Here is a 21376-nt window from a genome sequence, read left to right on the forward strand (position 1 = left end):
GCCCGTCGCTCACCTCGTGGTGAATTCAGCCCGGGCCAGCGCCGTGAGTGCCGCGGCGGTGCGGTCGCAGAAAGCGTCGTGGTCGGCCAGGCCGCGGGTCATCGCCCGCACCACGGTGGTGGCGACCAGTAGGTCGAACACCGTGTCGGCGCGGTCGGCGTCGCCGTCGAGCAGATCGGTCATCAGCGCTCGGACGTCGGCCTCCGCGCGCAGCACCAGTCGTTCATAGATCGATTCGTCGCGGTGATACGCCGTGAGCAGTCCTGGCAGCGCGGCGCGCGGTACGGGGTCGGCCAGCCAGGTCAGGAACATCGCCACCCAGCCGCGCAGATCGGCGTACAGGTCACCGGTGGTGGCGGGCACCGGGACCGGGCTGGTGTGCCCGAACGCCGCGTCCTCCACCAAGGCTTCCTTCGTCGGCCAGCGCCGGTACAGGGTGGGTGCGCCGACCCCGGCGCGTTTGGCGATGGCGACCATCGTGGTGCCCTGGTAGCCCGCCTCCACCAGCAGTTCGCGGGTGGCCTGCAGCACGGCCACATCCTTGGCCGGATCCCGGGGACGCCCCGCTGCGGTGGTCATGCCCAAAAACCTAGCCCGTTCCGGAACAGCCTGTTACGTTACGACCTATAACGTAATTACTGGAAGGCGCGCCGATGCTCACTCCGCACGATGAACTCCTGTGCCATCAACTGCCCACCACCTTCGACCACGTCGCGCAGTCGGACCTGCGCTGGACCGAGCGCATCGTCATGTACGGCTTCGACCGCTCGGGTGATGTCAACGTGATGACCGGTATGGCCCGCTACCCCAACCGCAACGTGACCGACGCCTACGCGATGATCACCCGCCGGGGCGGGGAGGCCCGGGTGGTGCGGATGTCCACCGAGCTGAATCCCCAAACCGACCCTCTGGGAACGTATTCCGTTGGACCATTCACCTACTCAGTGGAGGAGCCGCTGCGCACCGTGCGCGCCCAGCTGGCACCCAACGAGCAGGGGGTCAGCCTGGATCTTCGGCTGCGCGGACAGTTTCCCGCCTACGAGCAGACCCCGGCCTTCCATCGCAGTCGTGGGCGGGTCAGCGAGGACGCGCGGCGGTTCTACCAGAACGGCGAGCTGGAGGGCTGGATCGAAATCGACGGCGAGCGCATCGAGATCGACCCGCAACGATGGTGGTTCGGCCGGGACCACTCATGGGGTGTGCGAAACGGACCCGGCGGTGGCAGCCTCTCCGAGGGGGCCAACCTGCAACCCCCGGAGATCCCCGACGGCACCCTCTATTACATGGGCATCTTCGAATTCGACGACGAGCTGGTGCATTTCGCGCAGCGTGAGACCAGCACGGGGGAGCGCTGGCAGTTCGAGGGCGAGATCCTCTACCCGATCGAGACCGGTCGGCCCGCAGGTTCCATCATTGATGTCGAGCATGATCTGAGATTCCGCGATGACCTGCGGGTGATCAGTGGCGGCACCTTCACCGTACACCGCGCCGACCGCACCACCAGCGCCATCGAGGTCAGTCCGATCACCGATTTCTGGCCCGGCCTGGCCGGCTACATGGACGTCAACGGGTACGCGTCCGGGCATTGGCGCGGAACGGATTTCCTCGACGGGTTCACCGCCGACACCAACGATCTCGACGTCATCAGGCCGGTCAGCCTGCTGTCCGAGACGCTGTGCCGGGTGACCATGGCCGGTAAGACCGGGTACGGCCTGGTGGAGATGGTCTTTGTCGGCGCGTACCCGAGTTATGGATACACGGGATGGTGAGGATGCCGGTTGCGGATCTGCCCGCCGCACTCGAACACCTGGTACGGCGGCACATCCCCGGCGCGGGGAACGCACGGATCACCAACTGGGCGCCCAGTCCGGGCGGATTCTCCACCGAGACTTACCTCTTCGACGTCACGGACCTGGACGGCGCCGCGCCGCTGGGGCTGGTCTTTCGCCGTCCGCCGGAATTCCAGATCCTGCCCGGTTACGACCTGCGCCGGCAGTACCTCATCATGGAACGCCTTGCGCCATCGCCGGTTCCGGTCCCGTCGGTGCGTTGGATCGACCCCCGTGGCGACGCGTTGGGAAGCCCGTACCTGGTGATGGACCGCATCGACGATATCGTCGGCGTCAGCGATGTGCCGCCCTATCACGGAGCGGGGATCTTCGCCGAGACCGACGATGCCGGCCGTGCCGCGCTGTGGAACGGCTGCGTCGACATGATTGCGGCGGTGCACCGCGTCGATGTGCAGGCCCACCGACTGGGGTTCCTCGGACCGTCCGCGCCCGCGGATCTGGTCGGGTTTCTGCGGTACGCCCTGAAGTGGGCGTACGCCGACGCGCCACTGCACCCGACCTTCACCCGTGCGCTGGGCTGGCTCGAAGCACACCTCTACGAGCCGGAAGGGCTGGGTCTGTGCTGGGGAGACGCCCGGATGTCGAATGTGCTGTACCGGCCCGACCTGACTCCGAAGGCGGTGCTGGACTGGGAAATCGCCTACCTGGGCGATCAGGCCGCCGATATCAGCTGGCTGCTGATGACCGACTGGGTGAGCAGTCCGCTGCCCGACAATATGTCCGCCGTGGGCACACCCACCCGAGAGGAAACCGTCGACCGCTACGAACACGGGGTCGGGCGCCGGATCGGCAACCTCGCCTTCACCGATGTCACCGCTCCGCTGCTGCTCGCCGTGGCGCTGGTGCGGCTGAACCGCCGCTTCGCCGTCGATGGGCTGGACCTGGCCGACATCTGTGCCCGACGGATCGACTTTGTCTTAAACAACTGAACTCACTACCTTTTCGGTGTGGGTGCACCTGAAAGTCCGCCGTTTCCCCGGAGCATGGCGCTCCTGGTCGCCGGTGCGTTCTTCATGGAGATCCTGGACGCCAGCATCCTGACACCGGCGATCCCCGCGATGGCCGCCCAATTCGGGGTCGGTGCCATCGATGTCAACGTGGCGATCACCGCCTACCTGGTCACCGTCGCCGTGCTCATCCCGGCCAGCGGTTGGATGGCCGACCGCTTCGGTATCCGGCGGGTGTTCATCGCCGCCATCGCGATCTTCACGCTGGCCTCGGTGGGCTGCGCGCTGAGCGCGTCGCTGCCCATGCTGGTCGGGATGCGGATTGCCCAGGGCGTCGGCGGAGCCATGATGGTGCCGGTCGGCCGGCTGGCCGTGTTGCGGTTCAGTGGCAAGGCCGACTTGGTGCGGGCGATCGCGCTGCTGACCTGGCCGGCGCTCGCGGCTCCGGTGCTGGCTCCGGTGCTCGGCGGCGCGATCGCGACGGTCGGCAACTGGCGCTGGATCTTCCTGGTCAACATTCCGCTCGGCGTCATCGGGCTCATCTTGGCGTTCAAGCTGATTCGGGGTGACCCCGCGCCGGCGCGCACACCGCTGGACTGGCCGGGCATCATGCTGCTGGGCGGCGGTATCGCCGCGGCGCTCATCGGCCTGGAACACATCCGGGTCGACGGCACCGACTGGCTGCTGGTCGGCGGGTGCGGTGTGGCCGCGCTGGCGCTTCTGATCACGGCGGTCTGGCATCTGCTGCGCACCGAGGCGCCGCTGGTGGCGCTCCGGGTACTGAAGGTGCGGACGCTGCGGATCACGGTGTCGGCCGGATCGCTGTACCGGATGGTCATCACGGCGGTGCCGTTCCTCCTGCCGTTGCAGTTCCAGCTCGAGTTCGGTTGGACTCCGTTCGCGGCCGGTCTGATGGTGGCCGCGCTCTTCGCGGGCAATCTCACCATCAAACCGGCGACGACGCCGTTGATGCGCAGATTCGGCATCCGCACCGTGCTGCTGGTCAACGGGCTTGCCTCGGTGTGCTGTTTCGGTCTGCTGGCGGCGCTTAGGCCGGGTGCGCCGGTGGCGCTGATCGCGGCGGTGCTCTACCTCAGTGGTGCGCTGCGATCGGTGGGGTTCACGGCCTACAACAGCCTGGCGTTCTCCGACGTCGACGGGGACCGACTCACGCATGCCAACACGCTCAACGCGGCGGTGCAGGAACTGGCGGCCGGCCTGGGTATCGCGCTGGCGGCCCTGCTGCTGAGTCAGTTGACCTCCTACTCGCTGACGTACCTCGTGTTCGGTGCGTTGATGGCGGTGACGCTGGTGGAGTCGCTGCGGTTGCCGGGCAATGCCGGCGCGCATGTCAGTGGCGCCGGCTGATCTGCGCACGTCCGACGCACAGCAACCGCGCAGAAACGTTGACACTGCCCCGGTGCACCCGTTAGATTCCGGGTTATGTCTGCAATCTTGGTCATCTCTACCAACTTTATGGAGATGCGATGAGTGCCCCCACCGACCTGGACCCGGCCGCGGCCCGTTATGAGTTGAGTCACCTGCGCGCGCTGGAGGCCGAGGCCATCCACATCATCCGCGAGGTGGCCGCCGAGTTCGAGAAGCCCGTCCTGCTGTTCTCCGGTGGCAAGGACTCGATCGTCATGCTGCACCTGGCCATCAAGGCGTTCGCGCCCGGCCGGCTGCCGTTCCCGGTCATGCATGTCGACACCGGCCACAACTTCGACGAGGTGCTGGCTGCCCGCGACGAGCTGGTCGCCCAGCACGGGGTGCGCCTCGTCGTCGCCAAGGTGCAGGACGATATCGACGCCGGCCGCGTCGTCGAGACCATCCCGTCGCGCAATCCGATGCAGACGTTCACGCTGCTGCGCGCCATCCGGGAGAACAAATTCGACGCCGCCTTCGGTGGCGCGCGGCGCGATGAGGAGAAGGCCCGCGCCAAGGAGCGGGTGTTCAGCTTCCGCGACGAGTTCGGGCAGTGGGATCCGAAAGCGCAGCGACCGGAACTATGGAACCTGTACAACGGCCGTCACCACAAGGGCGAGCACATCCGTGCGTTCCCCATCTCGAACTGGACCGAGTTCGACATCTGGTCCTATATCGGGGCCGAGAAGATCAAGCTGCCGTCCATCTACTACGCGCACCAGCGCCAGGTGTTCGAACGTGACGGGATGCTGCTGGCGGTGCACAAGTTCCTGCAGCCACGCAAGGACGAGCCGGTCGTCGAGAAGACCGTCCGGTTCCGCACCGTCGGTGACGTCACCTGCACCGGGTGCGTGGAATCGTTGGCCGGCACCGTTTCCGAGGTGATCGCCGAGACCGCGGTGTCCCGTCTCACCGAGCGCGGCGCGACCCGCGCCGACGACCGAATCTCCGAAGCAGGTATGGAAGATCGCAAGCGCGAGGGGTACTTCTGATGGCCGGGGCGAGCGAAGCGACGGGTGTTGTTGTGAATTGCGCGAAGAAGAGAGAGCACAGCTGATGGCAACCCTGTTACGCATCGCGACCGCAGGCTCGGTTGACGACGGTAAGTCGACGCTGATCGGCCGGCTGCTGTTCGACTCCAAGGCCGTCATGGAGGACCAGCTCGCGGCCGTCGAGCGCACCTCCAAGGAACGCGGAAACGACTACACCGACCTGGCGCTGGTCACCGACGGCCTGCGCGCCGAGCGGGAGCAGGGCATCACCATCGATGTCGCCTACCGCTACTTCGCCACCGCCAAGCGCAAATTCATCATCGCCGACACCCCCGGGCACGTGCAGTACACCCGCAACATGGTGACCGGCGCTTCCACGGCGCAGCTGGTGATCGTGCTGGTCGACGCCCGGCACGGGTTGCTCGAACAGTCCCGCAGGCACGCCTTCCTGGCCTCGCTGCTGGGCATCCAGCACATCGTCCTGGCCGTCAACAAGATGGACCTGGTGGACTGGGATGAGCAGCGGTTCAACAAGATCCGCGACGACTTCCACGAGTTCGCGGCGCGCCTGGACATTCACGATGTCACCACTATCCCGCTGTCGGCGCTCAACGGCGACAATGTGGTCACCAAATCCGAGGTGGCGCCCTGGTATGAGGGTCCGGCACTGCTGAACCACCTCGAAGAGGTTTACGTCGCCGGTGACCGCAACCTGGTCGACGTCCGCTTCCCGGTGCAGTACGTGATCCGGCCGCAGACCCGCGAGCACGCGGATCACCGCAGCTACGCGGGCACCATCGCCGGTGGTGTCATGCGTCCCGGTGACGAGGTCGTCGTTCTGCCGGCCGGAAAAACCAGTCGCATCACCGAGATCTCGGGTCCGTCCGGTCCGGTGGACGAGGCCTTCACCTCGATGGCGGTGTCGATCAGCCTCGCCGACGATATCGACATCTCGCGGGGCGACATGATCGCCAGGCCGAACAACCAGCCGGATGTCACGAGTGAGTTCGATGCCACCGTGTGCTGGATGGCCGATGCTGCCGCTCTGGAACCGGGCCGTGACTACCTCATCAAGCACACCACCCGCACCACCCGGGCAAAGGTGACCGCACTGGACTACCGGCTGGACGTGAACACCCTGCATCGCGACAAGAGCGCGACGGCGTTGAAGCTCAACGAACTCGGCCGGGTCACGTTGCGCACCCAGGTTCCGCTGTTGCTCGACGAGTACTCGCGCAACGCGGCCACCGGGTCGTTCATCCTCATCGACCCGGACACCAACAGCACCGTCGCCGCCGGCATGGTGCGCGCCACCTCGCCCGCCGCCACCCGCGCGGCCAGCCCGAACGCGGTGCGCCACCAGAACCTGGTGACCGCGGCCGATCGCCTGTCGAAGGGTTCCACGGTGTGGTTCACCGGGCTGTCGGGTTCCGGAAAGTCCTCGGTGGCCATGCTTGTCGAGCAGAAGCTGCTGGCCGCCGGCCGGCCGGCCTATGTGCTCGACGGTGACAATCTGCGGCATGGCCTCAACGCCGATCTGGGATTCTCCATGGACGATCGGGCCGAGAACCTGCGCCGGCTCGCACACATCGCGACGCTGCTCGCCGATTCGGGCCAGATCGTGCTGGTGCCCGCCATCAGCCCGCTGGCCGAGCATCGCGAGCTGGCCCGCCGGGTGCACGCCGAACGCGGGTACGACTTCTTCGAGGTGTTCTGCGACACCCCGTTGGCCGACTGCGAGCGGCGTGATCCGAAGGGTCTCTACGCTAAAGCTCGCCGTGGTGAAATCACCCACTTCACCGGTATCGACAGTCCCTACCAGCGGCCGAAGGACCCGGATCTGCGGCTGACGCCCGACTACACCCCGGATGAACTGGCGCAACAGGTGATCGACCTGTTAGGTAAGCGGGCATGAGTCAATCCGATCATGAGCTGGCCGCGCAGCTGGCCACCGAGGCCGGCCGGCTCCTGCTCGGTGTGCGCAGCGACCTCGCCGACGGCAGCGAAGCGGAACGGAAGGCCGCCGGGGACAAGCGGTCTCATGACTTCCTGGTCGCTGCGTTGGCCCGGCACAGGCCTGCCGACGTGGTGCTCTCCGAGGAGGGTGCCGACGACAAGGCCCGGCTGACCGCCGATCGGGTGTGGATCGTCGACCCGCTCGACGGCACCCGGGAGTTCTCCGAACTGGGTCGCGAGGACTGGGCCGTGCATGTCGCGCTGTGGCAGGCCGGCGACCTGGTGGCCGGTGCGGTCGCGCTGCCGGCCCAGGGTGTCACGCTGGCCACCCCGACGGTGGCCGCCCCGCCCGCAGCCCCGGACGTTGCGCGCATCGTGGTCTCGCGGACCCGGCCGCCCGCTGTGGCGCTCGCCGTCCGCGATGCCCTCGGCGGCGTCCTGGTCGAATTGGGTTCGGCCGGAGCGAAAGTGGCGTCCGTGGTACAAGGCATCTCGGATGTGTACGTACACGCGGGTGGGCAGTACGAGTGGGATTCCGCGGCACCGGTCGCCGTGGCACGCGCTGCGGGCCTGCACACCTCGCGGATCGACGGCTCGCCGCTGGTCTACAACCAGGACAACGTGCGCCTGCCCGATCTGGTGGTGTGCCGGCCGGAGCTCGCCGCCGCGGTGCTGGCGGTCACCGCAGGCTGACCTCAGCTGTCCCGCCGGGGCCGGTCACACGGTAGCTCGGATCGCTCGGGCAGCGTGTACGGAGCTGATCGCGCTCGACCCCTCGCCGACGGCCGCGGCAACCCGTTTGATCGAGCCCGCCCGCACGTCGCCGACCGCCATGATGGCCGGGACGCTCGTCTCGAACGGAAGCGGTCGCCGACCGAGTGCGGCCCATTCGGGTCCCAGCGAGTCGGCGGGTATCTGGGCATCGGTGAGGATGAAGCCGCGATCGTCGAGCGCGACACCGGTGAGCCAATCGGTGGCCGGGGCGGCGCCGATGAAACAGAACAGCCCAACACAATCGCGCTCGGTGCGGATCGCCTGCCCGTCGCTGCCGGTCGAGGTGGTCGCGATCGCGGTGAGGTGGTCGGCGCCGGCCAGCCCGGTCACCTCGGTGCGGGTGTGCACGGTGATCCTGGGGTGCGCCACGATGCGTTCGGCGAGGTACGCCGACATGCTCGCCGTCAGCGAGGAACTTCGGACGCAGATATCGACCGCACTCCCTCGGTCGGCGAGGAACAGCGCTGCTTGACCGGCCGAGTTGGCGCCACCGACGACTGTGACCGGTGCGTCGGTACACCGGCGGGCCTCCAGTTCGGTTGCCGCATAGTAGATTCCGGCACCTTCGAAGTCGGTCCACCGTTCGATCGGCAATGAGCGATAGCGTGCGCCGGTGGCGATGACGACCGCACCCGTGGTGATGACGGTGGCATCGGCCAGGTGTACCTCGATCCGCCCCGCGGCGGCCTGCACGCCGACCACCCGGCGCGGCGAGTCGATACGAGCTCCGAACTTCTGCGCCTGGATGGTGGCCCGCCCGGTGAGTTCGGCACCGCTGAGACCGGAGGTGAATCCCAGGTAGTTCTCGATACGCGAACTGTTGGCGGCCTGGCCGCCCGGCGCGACCGAATCCAGGACCAGGGTGCGCAACCCTTCAGACGCCCCGTACACCGCCGCGCCCAGGCCCGCCGGTCCCGCACCGATGACCACCACGTCGACGTCGCCGCTCTCGAATGCACCACCGGCCAGGCCGAACGCCTGCGCGAGCCGTTCGGGGGTGGCCCGCCGAATCACGGATTCGGCGGTGACGACCGCCGGCAGGTCGGCGGCGGACAGACAGGTGCCCTGCGCCAGGCGAGCACCGGCCGCGGAGCGGAAATCGGTCCACGTGAAAGGCAACTGCAGGCGGTCGAGATAGGTGTGTAGGGCAAGGGTGTGCGCCGACGGTGCACCGGCAAGGATCTCGACGGTGCCGGCCTGGCGGGTCAGCAGATTCTGGCGCCGCGCCACCAGGGACCGCAGAATGACATCGGAGAGATCCGGTTGCTCATCCATCAGGCGGCGGAATTCGCGCGGATCGATCCGCACGATGGTGCCCGCGGTGGCGACGCGGGCATCGAAATAGGTGGCCTGCCCGGTCAGCAGGTTCAGCTCCCCGGTGAACTGCCGCGGACCGTAGTGTGCCACCAGCATTTCCGCGCTGTCGGCAGTGGCGCGGCGGACCACCTCCACGGTGCCGGCTTCGACGACGATCATGTCGCATCCGGCCTGGCCGGCCTGGAACAGGGTCTCGCCCGAGCGGACTTCGTGTCGGGTGCCGTAGGAGGTCAGGACATCCCACTGACCGTCGGTGAGCGGTGGTGCGGCGGGGTTGACACCCGATGTCGCCGAACAGCCCAGGGCCAGCGCCAACAACGAGGTGGCCTGCCGCAGAGCGGCTTTCGCCGACTCGGTCTCGGCCAGCGAATCGAGGGCGACGAAGTCGTGGACCGTGCCGCCATAGCGGACCGACGTCGTGGGCACGTCCGCCTGTCGCAGCAGGGCGGCCAGGGTCTCGCCCTCATCGCGGACCGGGTCGGCCTCGGCGGTGATGATCAGCGTCGGGGGCAGGCCGGCGAAGTGTGCGGGATGCGCACCGGCTCCCCACGTCTCCGCGGTCGGCCGATCCGCGCTGTATTGCCGCCACCATTGCCCTGCGGTGGCGCTGGACAGCAGGTAACCGTCGGCGAACAGCCGGTGCGACGGCGTGTCGCGGCCCGGGTCGGTGAGGGGGCAGAAGGCCGCGAGGAACCTGAGCGCGAACTCGTTGCGCTGTACCGACATCAGGGCGACCGAGATCGCCAGGGTGGCGCCCGCGGAGTCACCGGCAATCGCCATCCGGGTGGGGTCGATGCCGTGGGCGGCACCGTGCGCGATCACCCAACGGCATACCGCGTAGATCTGCTCGACGGTCCGGGGATACCTGGCGCTCCAGACGGAACCGTAGTCCGGGCAGACCACCGTGGCGCCGGTCTGCAGGACCAGCTGCTGCACCAACCGGTCTCGTGGGCCCGCGGCTTCGGGGAAGAGGTCGCCGCCGCGGAGAAAGACGATGGCGGGGACAGGATCGGTGATCGCCGTCGGCCTGACGAGGCGCACCTTGATGTCCCCCAGGTCTTCGCAGTCGACGATCGTCCACTCCTCGTGGTCGGTGTCGACGCCGGTAACCGGCCCGGTCATCGGATCCTCTCCTCGGCGGTCAGGTATTGCGGTCCGCCGGGTCCGAGAGCGGACTGGCCGGCCAGTCGGATGCCGCCGGCCGCCACCGCCCCCAGATGAGACAGGCGCGCATGTTCCCAGCCACGTAGCGCACCGACGGGTAACGCGGAGCCGGGCCGCCAACCGGTGAGCACGGCGGCCAATCCGGCGGCGTCGCCGAACGCCTTCGAGGTTCCCGACGCGGTGTGCGGGCGGACGGTACCTGCCGCGTCACCGATCAAGGCGATATGGTCGGCCGCCATCTGTGTGGCCGGAAGGTCGAAGACGGGCTGCAGGAAAACTCTTGATACTTCGATCAATTCGGCGAACTGCGGTGGCAGCTCACGCGCGGCGAGTTCGAGCAGGGCGGTCTGGGACCGCTCGGTGAGCTCGCCGGGCGGCAGGAACTGGTCGAACCGCTGGCCCGACCGCGCGGTCATCAGCTCGGTGAGTCGGGCCGCCGCGGTGTTGACGTACCAGACCCAGTTCACGCGGCGCTCACCGGCGGCGCGTTGCCCGCCTGCACCCGGCACCAGGTAGCACAGCATCTGCAGGCCGGGGACGGCGAACATGGTGAACCGCCCCGCGAGCAGCGCCAGCAGGTGCTCGGGTACATCCGCCTCGGGTTCCAGCCCCCGGAAGGCCACATATCCGCTGTACTTCAGTTCGTTTTGGCCGGTGAGCAACTGTCGTGTGGTGGAGCCGATCCCGTCGACGCCGACCACGAAATCGCCAGTCGACTCGTGGCCGTCGCCGAATCCCGCGGTCACCCGCCCGGCGTCGAGGCTCAGTTCGGTCAGCGTGCTGTTCATCCGCACACTCTCGCCGCCCAGTGGTTCACGAAGGGCGTGATACAGGGTGTCCCACGCCGTCATCCATTGCGGTGCCGAGTACCGGTGTGGCTCGCCGTGCCGGTGCAACTGCTGGCGTTCGGACAGGGCGACACTGACCGAGGGCACCGACCTGTCGATCTTCGCGAGCAGCTCGGCGACTTCGGGCTGCATGACGATGCCCGCGCCGCGGGGCTGGGTGCGGTCGACGGAGCGTTCGTAGACCGCGATATCGGCTCCGGCCCATCGCATTTCGTGGGCGGCGGCGAGCCCGCCGAGGGAGCCGCCGATGATGAGGCAACGCACGTCAGTGCACCGCCCCTGCGTCGCACTGCGGGTGGGGCTGGTGTGGCATCCCGATCGCCGATCAGAGCTTCAGGAAGTGCAGCAGATCGGCGTTGATGACGTCGGCGTGGGTGGTGGGCATACCGTGCGGGAAGTTGTCGCGGTAGGTCTTCAAGGTCCCGTTCTGCAGGAGCGCAGCGGATTTCGGCCCGGACGCGACGTAGGGCACGATCTGGTCGTCCACGCTGTGCATCACCAAGGTGGGGATGGTGATCTTCTTGAGATCCTCGGTGAAGTCGGTCTGCGAGAACGCGACGATCCCGTCATAGTGCGACAGTGCGTCGCCCATCATGCCCTGGCGCCACCAGTTTTCGATGATGGCTTCCGACGACTGCACGCCCGGCCTGTCGTAGTTGTAGAACGGCCCCGACGGAAGCGCCCGGTAGAACTCCGAGCGGTTGGCGGCCAACTGGGCCTGCAGGTCGTCGAACACCGATTTGGGCAGGCCTTCGGGGTTGGCCTCGGTCTGCACCATGAGCGGTGGAACTGCACTGATGAGTGCGGCTTTCGCGGCGCGCTGGGCACCGTGCCGGGCCAGGAAGCGGACCACTTCACCACCGCCGGTGGAGTGGCCGACATGGATGGCATCGTGCAGGTCGAGTGCTTCCACCAGGGCAGCCAGGTCATCGGCGTAGTGGTCCAGATCGTGTCCGCCGGGGGTTTGGGTGGACCGCCCGTGGCCGCGCCGGTCGTGCGCGATGACGCGGTAGCCGTGTGACAGGAAGAACAACATCTGGTTGTCCCAGTCATCGGAGGACAGCGGCCAGCCGTGGCTGAAGACGATGGGTTGGCCCTGACCCCAGTCCTTGTAGAAGATCTCGGTGCCGTCGGTGGTGGTGATCGTGCTCATGCGGTTTCCTCCTGCGTGGTGTTGTCGTTCACTCTCGTCGACCTACCGGCGGTCTGTCATGGATGCTGCCGGTAATCAACGGGACCGCCAGTGGTACTCCGGTGCTTCCGGCCAGCCACCAATTGCTCGAGTGTCCGTCGGCACCACACTCTGGTCATCAGTCGGATGACTGAGCAGTCTCCCGCCTGCGGAAGCCGAGCCGGTGCGGGCGCCCGGGCCTATCATTCGAGGATCACGCGGTCACGAAGACCGCGTCTTGGCGACAAGGCGCAACCAGTGAGTTCCCATCAGCACTCCGGCGGGGTGGTCCTCGATCCGGCGACCGCCCGCCTGCTGGCCGCGATGAGAATTCCGCCGACCATGCGTGATCTGGGCCCCGAAGACGGACGGGTGGCGTTGCGGGAGGCCCAGCAGTCCGGCCTCGATCCGGTCGGCACGGTCGCGCGGTTCCATACCGCCCAGGTGGGACCGTCGGGGCTTACCGGGTTCTGGATCGTACGCCCGCAGGGAGTGCACGGTCGGCTGCCCGCGGTCTTCTACCTGCACGGCGGCCAGTGGATGTACGGCGATGCCGACACCCATGCCGACGTGATCGCCGAGTTCGCCCTCAGGTGCCGGGTGTCGATGGTGGTACCCGAGTACAGCCGCACCCCGGAGGCGCGTTACCCGGTGGCGCTGGAGGAGTGCTACGCCATGCTGCGGTGGGTCCACGCCCACGCCGACGATCTCGAACTGGACGCGAAGGAGTTCGCGATCGCCGGTGACTGTGCGGGCGCGACACTGGCGATCGCGGTGGCGATGTTGACCAAATCCCGCGGCGGGCCGCGCCTTCGGGCGCAACTCATCTACTATCCACCGACGGATGCACTGTGCCGCTCGGAGTCTCACCGCACTTTCGGCGCGGACTATCTGGTCAGCAGCGACGAACAGGCCTGGTACTGGCAGCAGTACTGCGATGACGATCCCGAATGTCCCACCGTGTCACCGCTGTACGCCGCGGCCGAGGACCTGGCCGGCCTGCCGCCGACGATGGTCGTCACCGCGGAGGCCGATGTGGTTCGCGACGAAGGGTCGGATTTCGCGGCGAAGTTGCGCGCTGCGGGAGTCGAGGTGACGGCGTTGCGCTACCTGGGTACCGTGCACGATTTCGTCGTACTCAAGCAGTTGGCCGACACGCCGCCCACCCGGGCCGCCATCGAACAGGGAGCCTGGTTTCTCACCCAGGCGTTGTGGCGATGACGCCGGTGCAGGGTGTGCCGAGTCTCATCGGTCGCGACTGTGTCATCGCCGCGCTCTCGGCGGTGGTGAATCACGTGCCAGGAGCACCGCCGGCTCTCCTGGTCATCGGGCAGGCGGGCATCGGCAAGACCGCGCTGCTGCGCCGCGCGGCTGCCGGCGCCGACGACGGCGTGCAGCTGCTGTGGCTCGCCGGGGCGTCGAGTTCGCCCGCACATGTGGGGCTGGCCACGGTGCTGTGGCCGCTGCGCCACCACTGTGAGCACCTGCCGTGGGGCCTGCAACGGGCACTGCGTGACCTGTTCGATGGCGGCGACGCACCTCGCCCGTATGCGCCACCGCTCGCCGACGCGGTGGTGGCGTTGCTGGAGGCCGCCGCTGCGCCGATCGTCCTGCTGGTCGACGATATCGACCAATTGGGAAGCGATGCAGGCGAATTTCTCTTCGCCGTGGTCGCGCAGCTGGCGGGCACACGGGTCCGGGCACTGTTCACCGCGCGTCGCCGCGACGTGCTCGGCGGCGTGGCAAGGTCCATCGACAGCATCGACGTGGCACCGCTTTCGGCGGCGTCTTCGGCAGAACTCCTGGACGCGCAACCAGACCAACCGGACCGCAGCGTGCGCGGCGAGGTCATCCGTTGGTCGCGTGGCAATCCGCTGGCGTTGATCGAGTACGCCCGGGCCTATGGCCGCAACAAGTCCAGGACATTCCACGGTGCCACCATGAGCGAACTGGCCGGGTACCACCCGGTCTTCGTCAATCAGATCGCCGGACTGCCCGCCGACACCCGAAAGCTGCTGCTGGTGGCGGCGGCCGCCACCGGGTACGAGAGCATCGATGCGATCACCCGGGCCGCCGGCCACGCCGACGACTTCGTCCACTGGCAGCCCGCCCGCGCCGCCGGCATCGTCGAATTCACCGACGACCGGCGCGTGATCTTCGCCAACGCGATGATCCGGTCGGCGGCATACGCCGCCGGCGACCTGGGCATGCAGCGGGCCGCCCACGTGGCGCTGGCTGCCACCCCAGGGCTGAAGGAGAGCCTGCGGGCGTGGCATCTCGCCGCCGCTGCACCCGGGCCGGATGAGGAGATTGCCCAGGCGCTGGAACAGTCGGCCACCATATCGTCCTGTCCGGGAACGGAATTGGAGCTGGCGCGGACACTGCAACGGGCGGCCGAGATGAGTCCGCAGCGCGGTGACGCGGCTCGCCGCTACGCGCAGGCTGCCAGTGCGGCCAACTTCGGGGGCGATCCCGGCTGGGCCATGGCGCTCACCGATGTGCCGCTGCGGGAGGCCCAGGATGCCGATGTCGCCGGGTTCGCCGCGCTGACCCGTGCCTCCACGCTGCTGCAATACGCGCGTCCCACCGAAGCGGTCGACACCGTGCGGTCCGTCCTCGATGGCCGGCGCCCCGTCGACCGGCACCTGGAGTTGGCGCTGCTGTACGCGGCGGCGGGCGCCGCGTACTACTCAGGGGAACTCGACCATCGCCGGGATCTCCGCCGATGGCTGGAAGCCCTCGAATTGCCCACCGCGGCAAGCCGGTTCTCGCTGCCGTTCCCGGTGGGAGTCGCGTCGTTGCAGCGGGCCCATATCGCCATGTACGCCGAGACCGCTGGCTCGGCCGGTGCCCGGCCTCGCGTGTTCGACCGTGCGCTGCTGCGACCGCAGCCCGGAACGCCGGCGGACATGGCACGACGGCTGATCGCCGGTGCGATGGCCTATTCCAGCGAAGACACGGTCGTCGCGGCACGGGAGCTCGGCACCGTGGTCGGGGATACGGCGAATCTGGAAGGGCTGCGCGGGTTCACGTTCGCGCTGGCGCCGCTGGCCTGGGCGCTGCTGGACACCGGTCGGTGGGAAGAGTTGATGCACCTGCTCACCACCGCCGCCTCGATCAGCGCCGTCCGGTCGATCACGTTGGTCGACCGCGAGGTCAAGGCCTGCACCGCCGCGCTACTCGCCTTCCGGGGTGACGTGGACGGTGCGAGCGCTGCCCTGAAGGAGGCCCGCGCCGTCGCCCCAGGATCCACAGCCCCGCCGCGGGCCACGGAAGTGGCCCTGATGCGCGCCTCGGGCTGGATCGCGGTCGCGTCGGGGGATTTCGAGGAGGCATACCGGCGCTTCGGGGCGATGTTCCTCAGCAATGCCGATCCTGCCCACTTCGTGATCTCCTACCGCGCGGTTGCCGACCTCGCCTGGGCCGCGACGCGGTGCGGTCGAACCGAGGAGGTGGCACCGCTCGTCGCCAGGATCGGCCGACAGGTGATGATCAAACCACCTGCACGCCTTCGCCTTCTGCAACATCAGGCCACGGCGCTCGCGACGGCCGGGCATCGGGCCGAACGTCACTACAAGCTCGCGGTGTTCGACCCGGCGGGCGAACAATGGCCACTGGACCGGGCCCGGGCGCGGTTGCACTACGGCGAGTGGTTACGCCGGGCCCGTCGACCCGCTGAGGCCAAACTGTTGCTCAGTGCCGCGCTGGAGGTGTTCGAGCGACTGGGGGTGCAACCTCTGACCGAGATCGCGCGTGCCGAGTTGCGCGCGGCCGGGGTGCCGGACACCGCGTCAGCGCCCCGAAATGCGCTGCACGCGTTGACGGCCCAGGAGCGTCAGATCGTCGCGTTGGCCGCATCGGGTCTGACCAATCGGGAGATTGCCGAGCGGCTGAAACTCTCGCCGCGCACCATTGCCTCCCACCTCTATCACGTATATCCGAAACTGGGTGTGACGCGCCGCCACGAACTTCGGGAGTTCACCAGCTGAGCGCGGCAGCCAGAGCGGCCGCCGCCTGTGCGGTGGCCGCTTTGGCCGCACCGGACTCCCGCAGTGCGTTCAACACCACGAAGTCGTGAATCGTGCCCTCGTACCGCACCGCGGCAGAGACGGCGCCGGCCGCGCGCAACCGCGCCGAGAAGGCTTCGCCTTCGTCGCGGACGACATCGGCTTCGGCGGTGATGATCAACGACGGGGGAAAGCGGGCCAGGTCGCGGTCCTGGGCGCGTAACGGGCAGACGGTGTCCAGCGCGCGGTCCTGGGGATTCGGGACGTACTGGCCCCAGTGCCATTGCATGGTGTCCCGGCGCAGGCCGTAACCCTGCGCGAAGGTGAGGTAGGAAGGCGTCGCGAAATCCACATCCGTGACCGGCGTGAACGCCACCAGTTGGCGGAACTGAAAAGACTTGCGCTGCAATGCCAGCAGTATCACGGCGATCGCGAGGTTGGCGCCCTCGGAGTCGCCCGCGACGGCGAGCCGGGCGGAGTCCAGACCGTGCTCTGCGCCGCGGGTGATCACCCATTGCGCGGTGGCGTAGACCTGCTCCAGGGCGACGGGATAGCGCGCCTCGGGGCACAGCGCATATTCGGGGAAGATCACGGCGGCGCCCGACCTGATCGCCAACTCACGAACGATCCTGTCGTGGGTCGCTGCGTCTCCGCGGACCCAGCCGCCGCCGTGCAGATACAGCACTGCCGCCGAAGGGGCGGTGCGATCCGATCGCTCGACGATGCGGACTCGCAGGGCCCCGTGATCGGGTGTCTCCACTGTGGTCCAGCGTTCGGAGATCTGTGCGCCGGTGTCCGTTCCGTGTGTATCCCGTTGCAGCTCGGCCCAGGCCGTACGCTGGGCGGCCGCGGCGTGGGTGTGCGTGAGCGGGTGGGATCCGGCGGACACCAGGAATGCCTGCGCGGCAGGGTCGAGCGCGAGGCCATGCGGGTTCGCCGTCACGTCGCTGCCCTCCCCGGTTCGGACGCGGACCTCAGTGTGAGAGCACCGTCGGACACCCGTCATCAGTCACATGACTGATGACGGCGCACCGCGCACCGGCGACCCTGGAGTGCGCAGACACGGAGGAGAGGTCACAGGATATGCCGACGGCGTCGGAAAGCGTGGGGCGACCGGTCAGCCGTGTCGAGGGCGTGGACAAAGTGACCGGTCGCGCCCACTACACCGCCGACTTCGCCGTGCCCGGTCTGGTGCACGCGGTGCTGGTGCAATCCGGGATCCCGCACGGCCGGGTCACCGAGGATTCCCTGCGCGCCGGTGCCGACCTGGTCGGCCGGGCGCCCGGAGTGCTGCATGTGCTGACCCCATTGAACTGCCCTGTGCTCAAGGTGTTACCCGACGAGCTGACGTACGACCTGCCGCTGGAACGTCGCCCGCCGCTGTCGGATCTGACGGTGCAGTATGTGGGTCAGCACATGGCCGTGGTGGTCGCCGACAGCCTGGAGAACGCCACCGGCGCTGCGTCGCTGTTCGAACTGGCCTATCAGGCCGCGCCCGCACTGCTGAACGCTGCCGCGGTGCTCGCCGAACCGACGGCGCCGGACGAGAAGGGCGGCCAGATCAGGCACGGGAGTTATCGTCCCGACCACTTCGTGAAGCTGGAAGAAGAGAAACTCCAGGATCAGCGCGGTGTCGCACCGTTGCCGGAGAGCGCGGTCACGCGCGTCGATGCGCGCTACACCACACCGATGAACGCGCATTACCCCATCGAACTGTCGGCGACGATCGCGCAGTGGGACGGCGATCACCTGACGATCCACGACTCCACGCGATGGATCGCCGGGGAACGGATGGCCTTGGCCGCCTACCTCGGGATACCGGAGGATCACATTCGCATCGTGTCGCCCTTGGTGGGTGGTGCTTTCGGGTCGAAGAGCTTCCTGTGGATGCATGTCGTCCTGTGCGCGGTGGTGGCCCGGGAGGTGCAACGGCCGGTCAAGCTGGTCCTCACCCGCGATCAGATGTTCACCTCGACAGGTCATCGCCCGCGCACCCACCAGGAGGTGACGCTGATCGCCGACAGCGACGGACATATCGGTAGTACCGAGCACCACACCGTGACCGAGACCTCGACCGTCGCGCATTTCTGCGAGCCGGCAGGACTGTCGACCCGGTTCCTCTACCAGTCCGCGCACCTGGTCGTGTCGCACCGGACGGCTCGGATCAATGCGCCGACACCATGTTTCATGCGTGGCCCGGGCGAGGCGCCCGGACTGTTCGCTCTCGAGGTAGCCATCGACGAACTCGCCGAGCGCGCGCACATCGATCCGCTCGACCTGCGGATCCGCAATCACGCCGATCTCGATCAGGCCAGCGGCAAGCCGTGGTCGGGTAAGCACCTGCTCGACTGCTACGCGCAAGGGGCGCAGCGCTTCGGTTGGCGCGACCGGCCCGCGGCGCCGCGCTCACTACAGCGCGGCGGTGTCCAGGTCGGCTGGGGGATGGCCACCGCCACGTATCCCGGCCGGCGCATGCCCGCCGGCTGCCGGGTGCTGACGTCTGCCGACGGTCATGTTGAATTCTCCTCGGCCACACACGAAGTCGGTACCGGGGTGCGCACCGTGATGACGCAGGTCGCCGCGGATGCCACCGGACTCCCGATGCACCGGGTGAGTTTTCTGTCCGGCGATTCCGAATTCCCCACCGCACCCTACAGCGGTGCCTCGCAGACCACGGCCACCGTCGGCTCCGCAGTCTTCGCCGCTGCCACCGAGTGGAAGCGCCGATTGCTGTTCCTGCTCACCGAGGAGCCCGACTCGCCGTATTTCGGCGCCGACCCCGCCGGGGTGGATATCGCCGCCTGCGCGCCCGCGGCGGTCGGTGCCTTCGCAGACCAGTTGACGTTCGTCGCCGGCAGCGACGCGGGGGACCAGAGCGCGCAGGCTTTTCAGTCCTTCGGCGTGCACTTCTGTGAGGTCGAGGTCGACGAGCACCTCGGCCGTGCCAACGTGATCCGGTGGGTCGCGGTGATGGACTGCGGGCGGGTGCTCAACCCGAAACTGGCCCGCAATCAGGTGATGGGCGGTATCACGTTCGGACTCGGCATGGCCTTGCTCGAACAGGTGCCCTACGACGGCCGGACGGCGCTGCCGATCGGTGAGTACTACGTGCCCACACAGGCCGACCGGCCCGAATTCGACATCTCCTTCGTCGACACGCCCGACTACGGCCTCGATCCGATCGGCGTACGCGGCATCGGTGAGATCGGCACCTGCGGAGTCCCCGCCGCCATCGCCAACGCCATCCACCACGCCACCGGCAAGCGGTTGCGTGACCTGCCGATCACCTTGGAGGACCTGATGATCCCGTACCGGCCGGCGGACACGGGGGCCCCCGATGAGCGGTGAGACCGAGGTGGAGCTGCACATCAACGGCCACACGCACCGGATGACGGTGGATATCAGATCGACGTTGCTGGATCTGCTCCGAGAGCGGTTGCACATGACCGGGACCAAGAAGGGGTGCGATCACGGTCTGTGCGGCGCGTGCACGGTGTCGTTGGACGGCGAACGTGTGCTCAGCTGCCTGACCTTGGCGGCTTCGGTCGACGGAAGCGATGTCCTCACCATCGAGGGCATCGCCGACGGCGTCGACCTGCACCCGCTGCAGCAGGCCTTTCTGGACTGTGACGGATTCCAGTGCGGGTATTGCACACCCGGGCAGATCTCTTCCGCCCACGCCATGCTCGCCGAGTATCAGCGGGGTGACCTGAGCATGGCCACCTTCGAGGGATCCCGGGCCGACGTGGTCACCGGCTGCCCCCGACTCACCGCACCCGAGATCCGGGAACGTATGGCGGGCAACATCTGTCGGTGCGGTGCCTACGCCAACATCGCCGAAGCGATCGAGAGTGTCGCCGGAGAGCGGCGTCCGTGAAAACCTTCGAGTTCCGGCACGCGTCCAGCATCGGGGACGCGATCGACACGGCCACGACCACGGGAGCGAAGTACCTCGCCGGCGGGACCAACCTCGTCGACCTGATGAAGGGGGGTGTTGAGCAGCCGTCCGGTGTGATCGATCTGCGGCGTCTGGGCCTGACGTCGATCACCTCGACCGAGAGCGGCGGGGTGTTCATCGAGGCCGGGGTGACCAACAGCGCACTCGCCAACCACGCACTGATCCGCACCCAGTATCCGGTGCTGTCACACGCGATCCTCAGCGGGGCCACCACACAGTTGCGCAACATGGCCACCGCGGGTGGAAATCTGTTGCAGCGCACCCGCTGCCCCTACTTCATGCAGACGGTGTTCGCCGCCTGCAACAAGCGCGACCCGGGTAGTGGCTGCGCCGCGCAGCACGGTTTCAACCGTGAGCACGCCATCTTCGGTGCGAGCGCCGACTGTGTCGCGATCAACCCGTCGGATATGGCCGTGGCGCTGGCCGTACTCGATGCCGTCGTGCATGTGCAGAACGAGACGGGGCGGCGCACCATTCCGATCGATCGGTTCTTCGTGCTGCCCGGCCGCACCCCGGAGATCGACAACGCGCTGGACCCACACGATCTGATCGTCGGGATCGAACTGCCGCCCTCCGCTTTCGCCGAGCACTCCTGGTACCTGAAAGTCCGTGACCGCCACAGCTATGCGTTCGCCCTGGTTTCGGTCGCGGCGGGGCTCGTCATCGAGGACGGGGTCATCACAGCCGCCGCGCTGGCGTTGGGGGCGGTGGCGGCCATGCCGTGGCGACTCCCCGAGGCCGAGGCAAGTCTCCTCGGCAAGATGCCCACGGCCGCCACGTTCGACACCGCAGCACAACTGGCGATGGTGAACGCACAACCCCTTTCCCAGAACGGTTTCAAAGTCGACCTGGGTCGCCACAGCGTGGTGCGTGCGCTCACCCTGGCCGCCGTCGACCGAGGGGCCGAGCCCGCCCCGGATAGCTCCGGATGATCCCGCTCTCGGCCATCCCGTTGGACAGGGCGACC

16 protein-coding genes are annotated in these 21376 nt (G+C 67.9%); 11 read left to right on the top strand and 5 right to left on the bottom strand.

All coding sequences use genetic code 11. The features are described 5' to 3' along the window. Positions 1-9: 9 nt before the first annotated feature. Positions 10-579, bottom strand: coding sequence for a TetR/AcrR family transcriptional regulator (locus tag QN239_RS10245; protein WP_499010036.1), 570 nt, complete (start codon positions 577-579; stop codon positions 10-12). Positions 580-653: 74 nt separating this feature from the next. On the opposite strand from QN239_RS10245, the gene QN239_RS10250 reads away from it, so the two are divergent. The 6 genes from QN239_RS10250 (at position 654) to QN239_RS10275 (ending at position 7863) form a co-directional block, all read left to right on the top strand. Beyond that, a complete protein-coding gene (locus QN239_RS10250) occupies positions 654-1769 on the top strand; it encodes an Rv3169 family protein (RefSeq protein WP_499010037.1) in 1116 nt (371 codons plus the stop codon). A gap of 2 nt (positions 1770-1771) precedes the next feature. Further along, positions 1772-2779 carry a phosphotransferase family protein gene (locus QN239_RS10255; RefSeq protein ID WP_499010038.1) on the top strand — a complete coding sequence of 336 codons (1008 nt, stop codon included), beginning with the start codon at positions 1772-1774 and terminating at the stop codon, positions 2777-2779. Between the two features lie 54 nt (positions 2780-2833). Continuing rightward, entirely contained in the window at positions 2834-4165 is a 1332-nt protein-coding gene (locus tag QN239_RS10260) for an MFS transporter (RefSeq protein ID WP_499016692.1), read from the top strand. A 119-nt stretch (positions 4166-4284) separates the two neighbouring features. Then, positions 4285-5214: a sulfate adenylyltransferase subunit CysD gene (gene cysD / locus QN239_RS10265; RefSeq protein WP_167163802.1), complete on the top strand. Its 930-nt coding sequence runs from the start codon at positions 4285-4287 to the stop codon at positions 5212-5214. Positions 5215-5278: 64 nt separating this feature from the next. Next, complete coding sequence (gene cysN, locus QN239_RS10270; protein ID WP_499010039.1) at positions 5279-7129, top strand: sulfate adenylyltransferase subunit CysN; 1851 nt, start codon at positions 5279-5281, stop codon at positions 7127-7129. Continuing rightward, entirely contained in the window at positions 7126-7863 is a 738-nt protein-coding gene (locus tag QN239_RS10275; protein WP_090363974.1) for a 3'(2'),5'-bisphosphate nucleotidase CysQ, read from the top strand. The genes cysN and QN239_RS10275 overlap by 4 nt, the downstream gene beginning before the upstream one ends. A 24-nt stretch (positions 7864-7887) precedes the next feature. Here QN239_RS10275 and QN239_RS10280 read toward each other — a convergent pair whose 3' ends face one another. The 3 genes from QN239_RS10280 to QN239_RS10290 all read right to left on the bottom strand — a co-directional run bounded on the left by QN239_RS10280 (position 7888) and on the right by QN239_RS10290 (position 12426). Then, positions 7888-10383 carry an alpha/beta hydrolase fold domain-containing protein gene (locus tag QN239_RS10280; protein WP_499010041.1) on the bottom strand — a complete coding sequence of 832 codons (2496 nt, stop codon included), beginning with the start codon at positions 10381-10383 and terminating at the stop codon, positions 7888-7890. Next, positions 10380-11537, bottom strand: a complete 1158-nt coding sequence (locus QN239_RS10285; RefSeq protein WP_499010042.1) for an FAD binding domain-containing protein — start codon at positions 11535-11537, stop codon at positions 10380-10382. Before QN239_RS10285 ends, QN239_RS10280 begins: the two co-directional genes overlap by 4 nt. 61 nt (positions 11538-11598) lie before the next feature. Continuing rightward, positions 11599-12426 (bottom strand): alpha/beta fold hydrolase, encoded by an 828-nt coding sequence (locus tag QN239_RS10290; RefSeq protein WP_499010043.1) that lies wholly within the window; start codon positions 12424-12426, stop codon positions 11599-11601. Between the two features lie 276 nt (positions 12427-12702). Here QN239_RS10290 and QN239_RS10295 point away from each other — a divergent pair, with 276 nt between their 5' ends. Both QN239_RS10295 and QN239_RS10300 read left to right on the top strand, forming a co-directional pair. Next, a complete protein-coding gene (locus QN239_RS10295) occupies positions 12703-13665 on the top strand; it encodes an alpha/beta hydrolase (protein ID WP_499010044.1) in 963 nt (320 codons plus the stop codon). Then, positions 13662-16433, top strand: coding sequence for a helix-turn-helix transcriptional regulator (locus QN239_RS10300; RefSeq protein ID WP_499010045.1), 2772 nt, complete (start codon positions 13662-13664; stop codon positions 16431-16433). Before QN239_RS10295 ends, QN239_RS10300 begins: the two co-directional genes overlap by 4 nt. Here the strand turns inward: QN239_RS10300 and QN239_RS10305 are convergent. Continuing rightward, a complete protein-coding gene (locus QN239_RS10305; RefSeq protein ID WP_499010046.1) occupies positions 16423-17394 on the bottom strand; it encodes an alpha/beta hydrolase in 972 nt (323 codons plus the stop codon). The two genes, QN239_RS10300 and QN239_RS10305, sit on opposite strands and share 11 nt — an antisense overlap. 140 nt (positions 17395-17534) lie before the next feature. On the opposite strand from QN239_RS10305, the gene QN239_RS10310 reads away from it, so the two are divergent. Genes QN239_RS10310 through QN239_RS10320 form a run of 3 tightly spaced genes read left to right on the top strand, consistent with a single transcriptional unit; the run spans position 17535 to position 21341 of the window. Continuing rightward, the gene (locus QN239_RS10310; RefSeq protein WP_499010047.1) at positions 17535-19799 is read left to right on the top strand and encodes a xanthine dehydrogenase family protein molybdopterin-binding subunit; all 2265 of its coding nucleotides are present in this window, start codon (positions 17535-17537) and stop codon (positions 19797-19799) included. Then, positions 19789-20328, top strand: coding sequence for a (2Fe-2S)-binding protein (locus QN239_RS10315; RefSeq protein ID WP_090363963.1), 540 nt, complete (start codon positions 19789-19791; stop codon positions 20326-20328). The genes QN239_RS10310 and QN239_RS10315 overlap by 11 nt, the downstream gene beginning before the upstream one ends. Further along, complete coding sequence (locus QN239_RS10320; protein ID WP_499010048.1) at positions 20325-21341, top strand: FAD binding domain-containing protein; 1017 nt, start codon at positions 20325-20327, stop codon at positions 21339-21341. The genes QN239_RS10315 and QN239_RS10320 overlap by 4 nt, the downstream gene beginning before the upstream one ends. The last annotated feature ends 35 nt before the right edge of the window (positions 21342-21376 follow it).

Origin of the sequence: Mycolicibacterium sp. Y3, from assembly GCF_051188035.1 — a bacterium.
Lineage (GTDB): Bacteria > Actinomycetota > Actinomycetes > Mycobacteriales > Mycobacteriaceae > Mycobacterium > Mycobacterium fluoranthenivorans.

Bases quoted from the DNA above. Each gene is read 5' to 3' on its own strand.
- QN239_RS10255 (WP_499010038.1), top strand. From the start codon at position 1,772: ATGCCGGTTGCGGATCTGCCCGCCGCACTCGAACACCTGGTACGGCGG.
- cysD (WP_167163802.1), top strand. From the start codon at position 4,285: ATGAGTGCCCCCACCGACCTGGACCCGGCCGCGGCCCGTTATGAGTTG.
- QN239_RS10310 (WP_499010047.1), top strand. From the start codon at position 17,535: ATGCCGACGGCGTCGGAAAGCGTGGGGCGACCGGTCAGCCGTGTCGAG.
- QN239_RS10290 (WP_499010043.1), bottom strand. From the start codon at position 12,426: ATGAGCACGATCACCACCACCGACGGCACCGAGATCTTCTACAAGGAC.
- QN239_RS10275 (WP_090363974.1), top strand. From the start codon at position 7,126: ATGAGTCAATCCGATCATGAGCTGGCCGCGCAGCTGGCCACCGAGGCC.
- QN239_RS10250 (WP_499010037.1), top strand. From the start codon at position 654: ATGCTCACTCCGCACGATGAACTCCTGTGCCATCAACTGCCCACCACC.
- QN239_RS10280 (WP_499010041.1), bottom strand. From the start codon at position 10,383: ATGACCGGGCCGGTTACCGGCGTCGACACCGACCACGAGGAGTGGACG.
- cysN (WP_499010039.1), top strand. From the start codon at position 5,279: ATGGCAACCCTGTTACGCATCGCGACCGCAGGCTCGGTTGACGACGGT.
- QN239_RS10260 (WP_499016692.1), top strand. From the start codon at position 2,834: ATGGCGCTCCTGGTCGCCGGTGCGTTCTTCATGGAGATCCTGGACGCC.
- QN239_RS10300 (WP_499010045.1), top strand. From the start codon at position 13,662: ATGACGCCGGTGCAGGGTGTGCCGAGTCTCATCGGTCGCGACTGTGTC.
- QN239_RS10315 (WP_090363963.1), top strand. From the start codon at position 19,789: ATGAGCGGTGAGACCGAGGTGGAGCTGCACATCAACGGCCACACGCAC.
- QN239_RS10245 (WP_499010036.1), bottom strand. From the start codon at position 579: ATGACCACCGCAGCGGGGCGTCCCCGGGATCCGGCCAAGGATGTGGCC.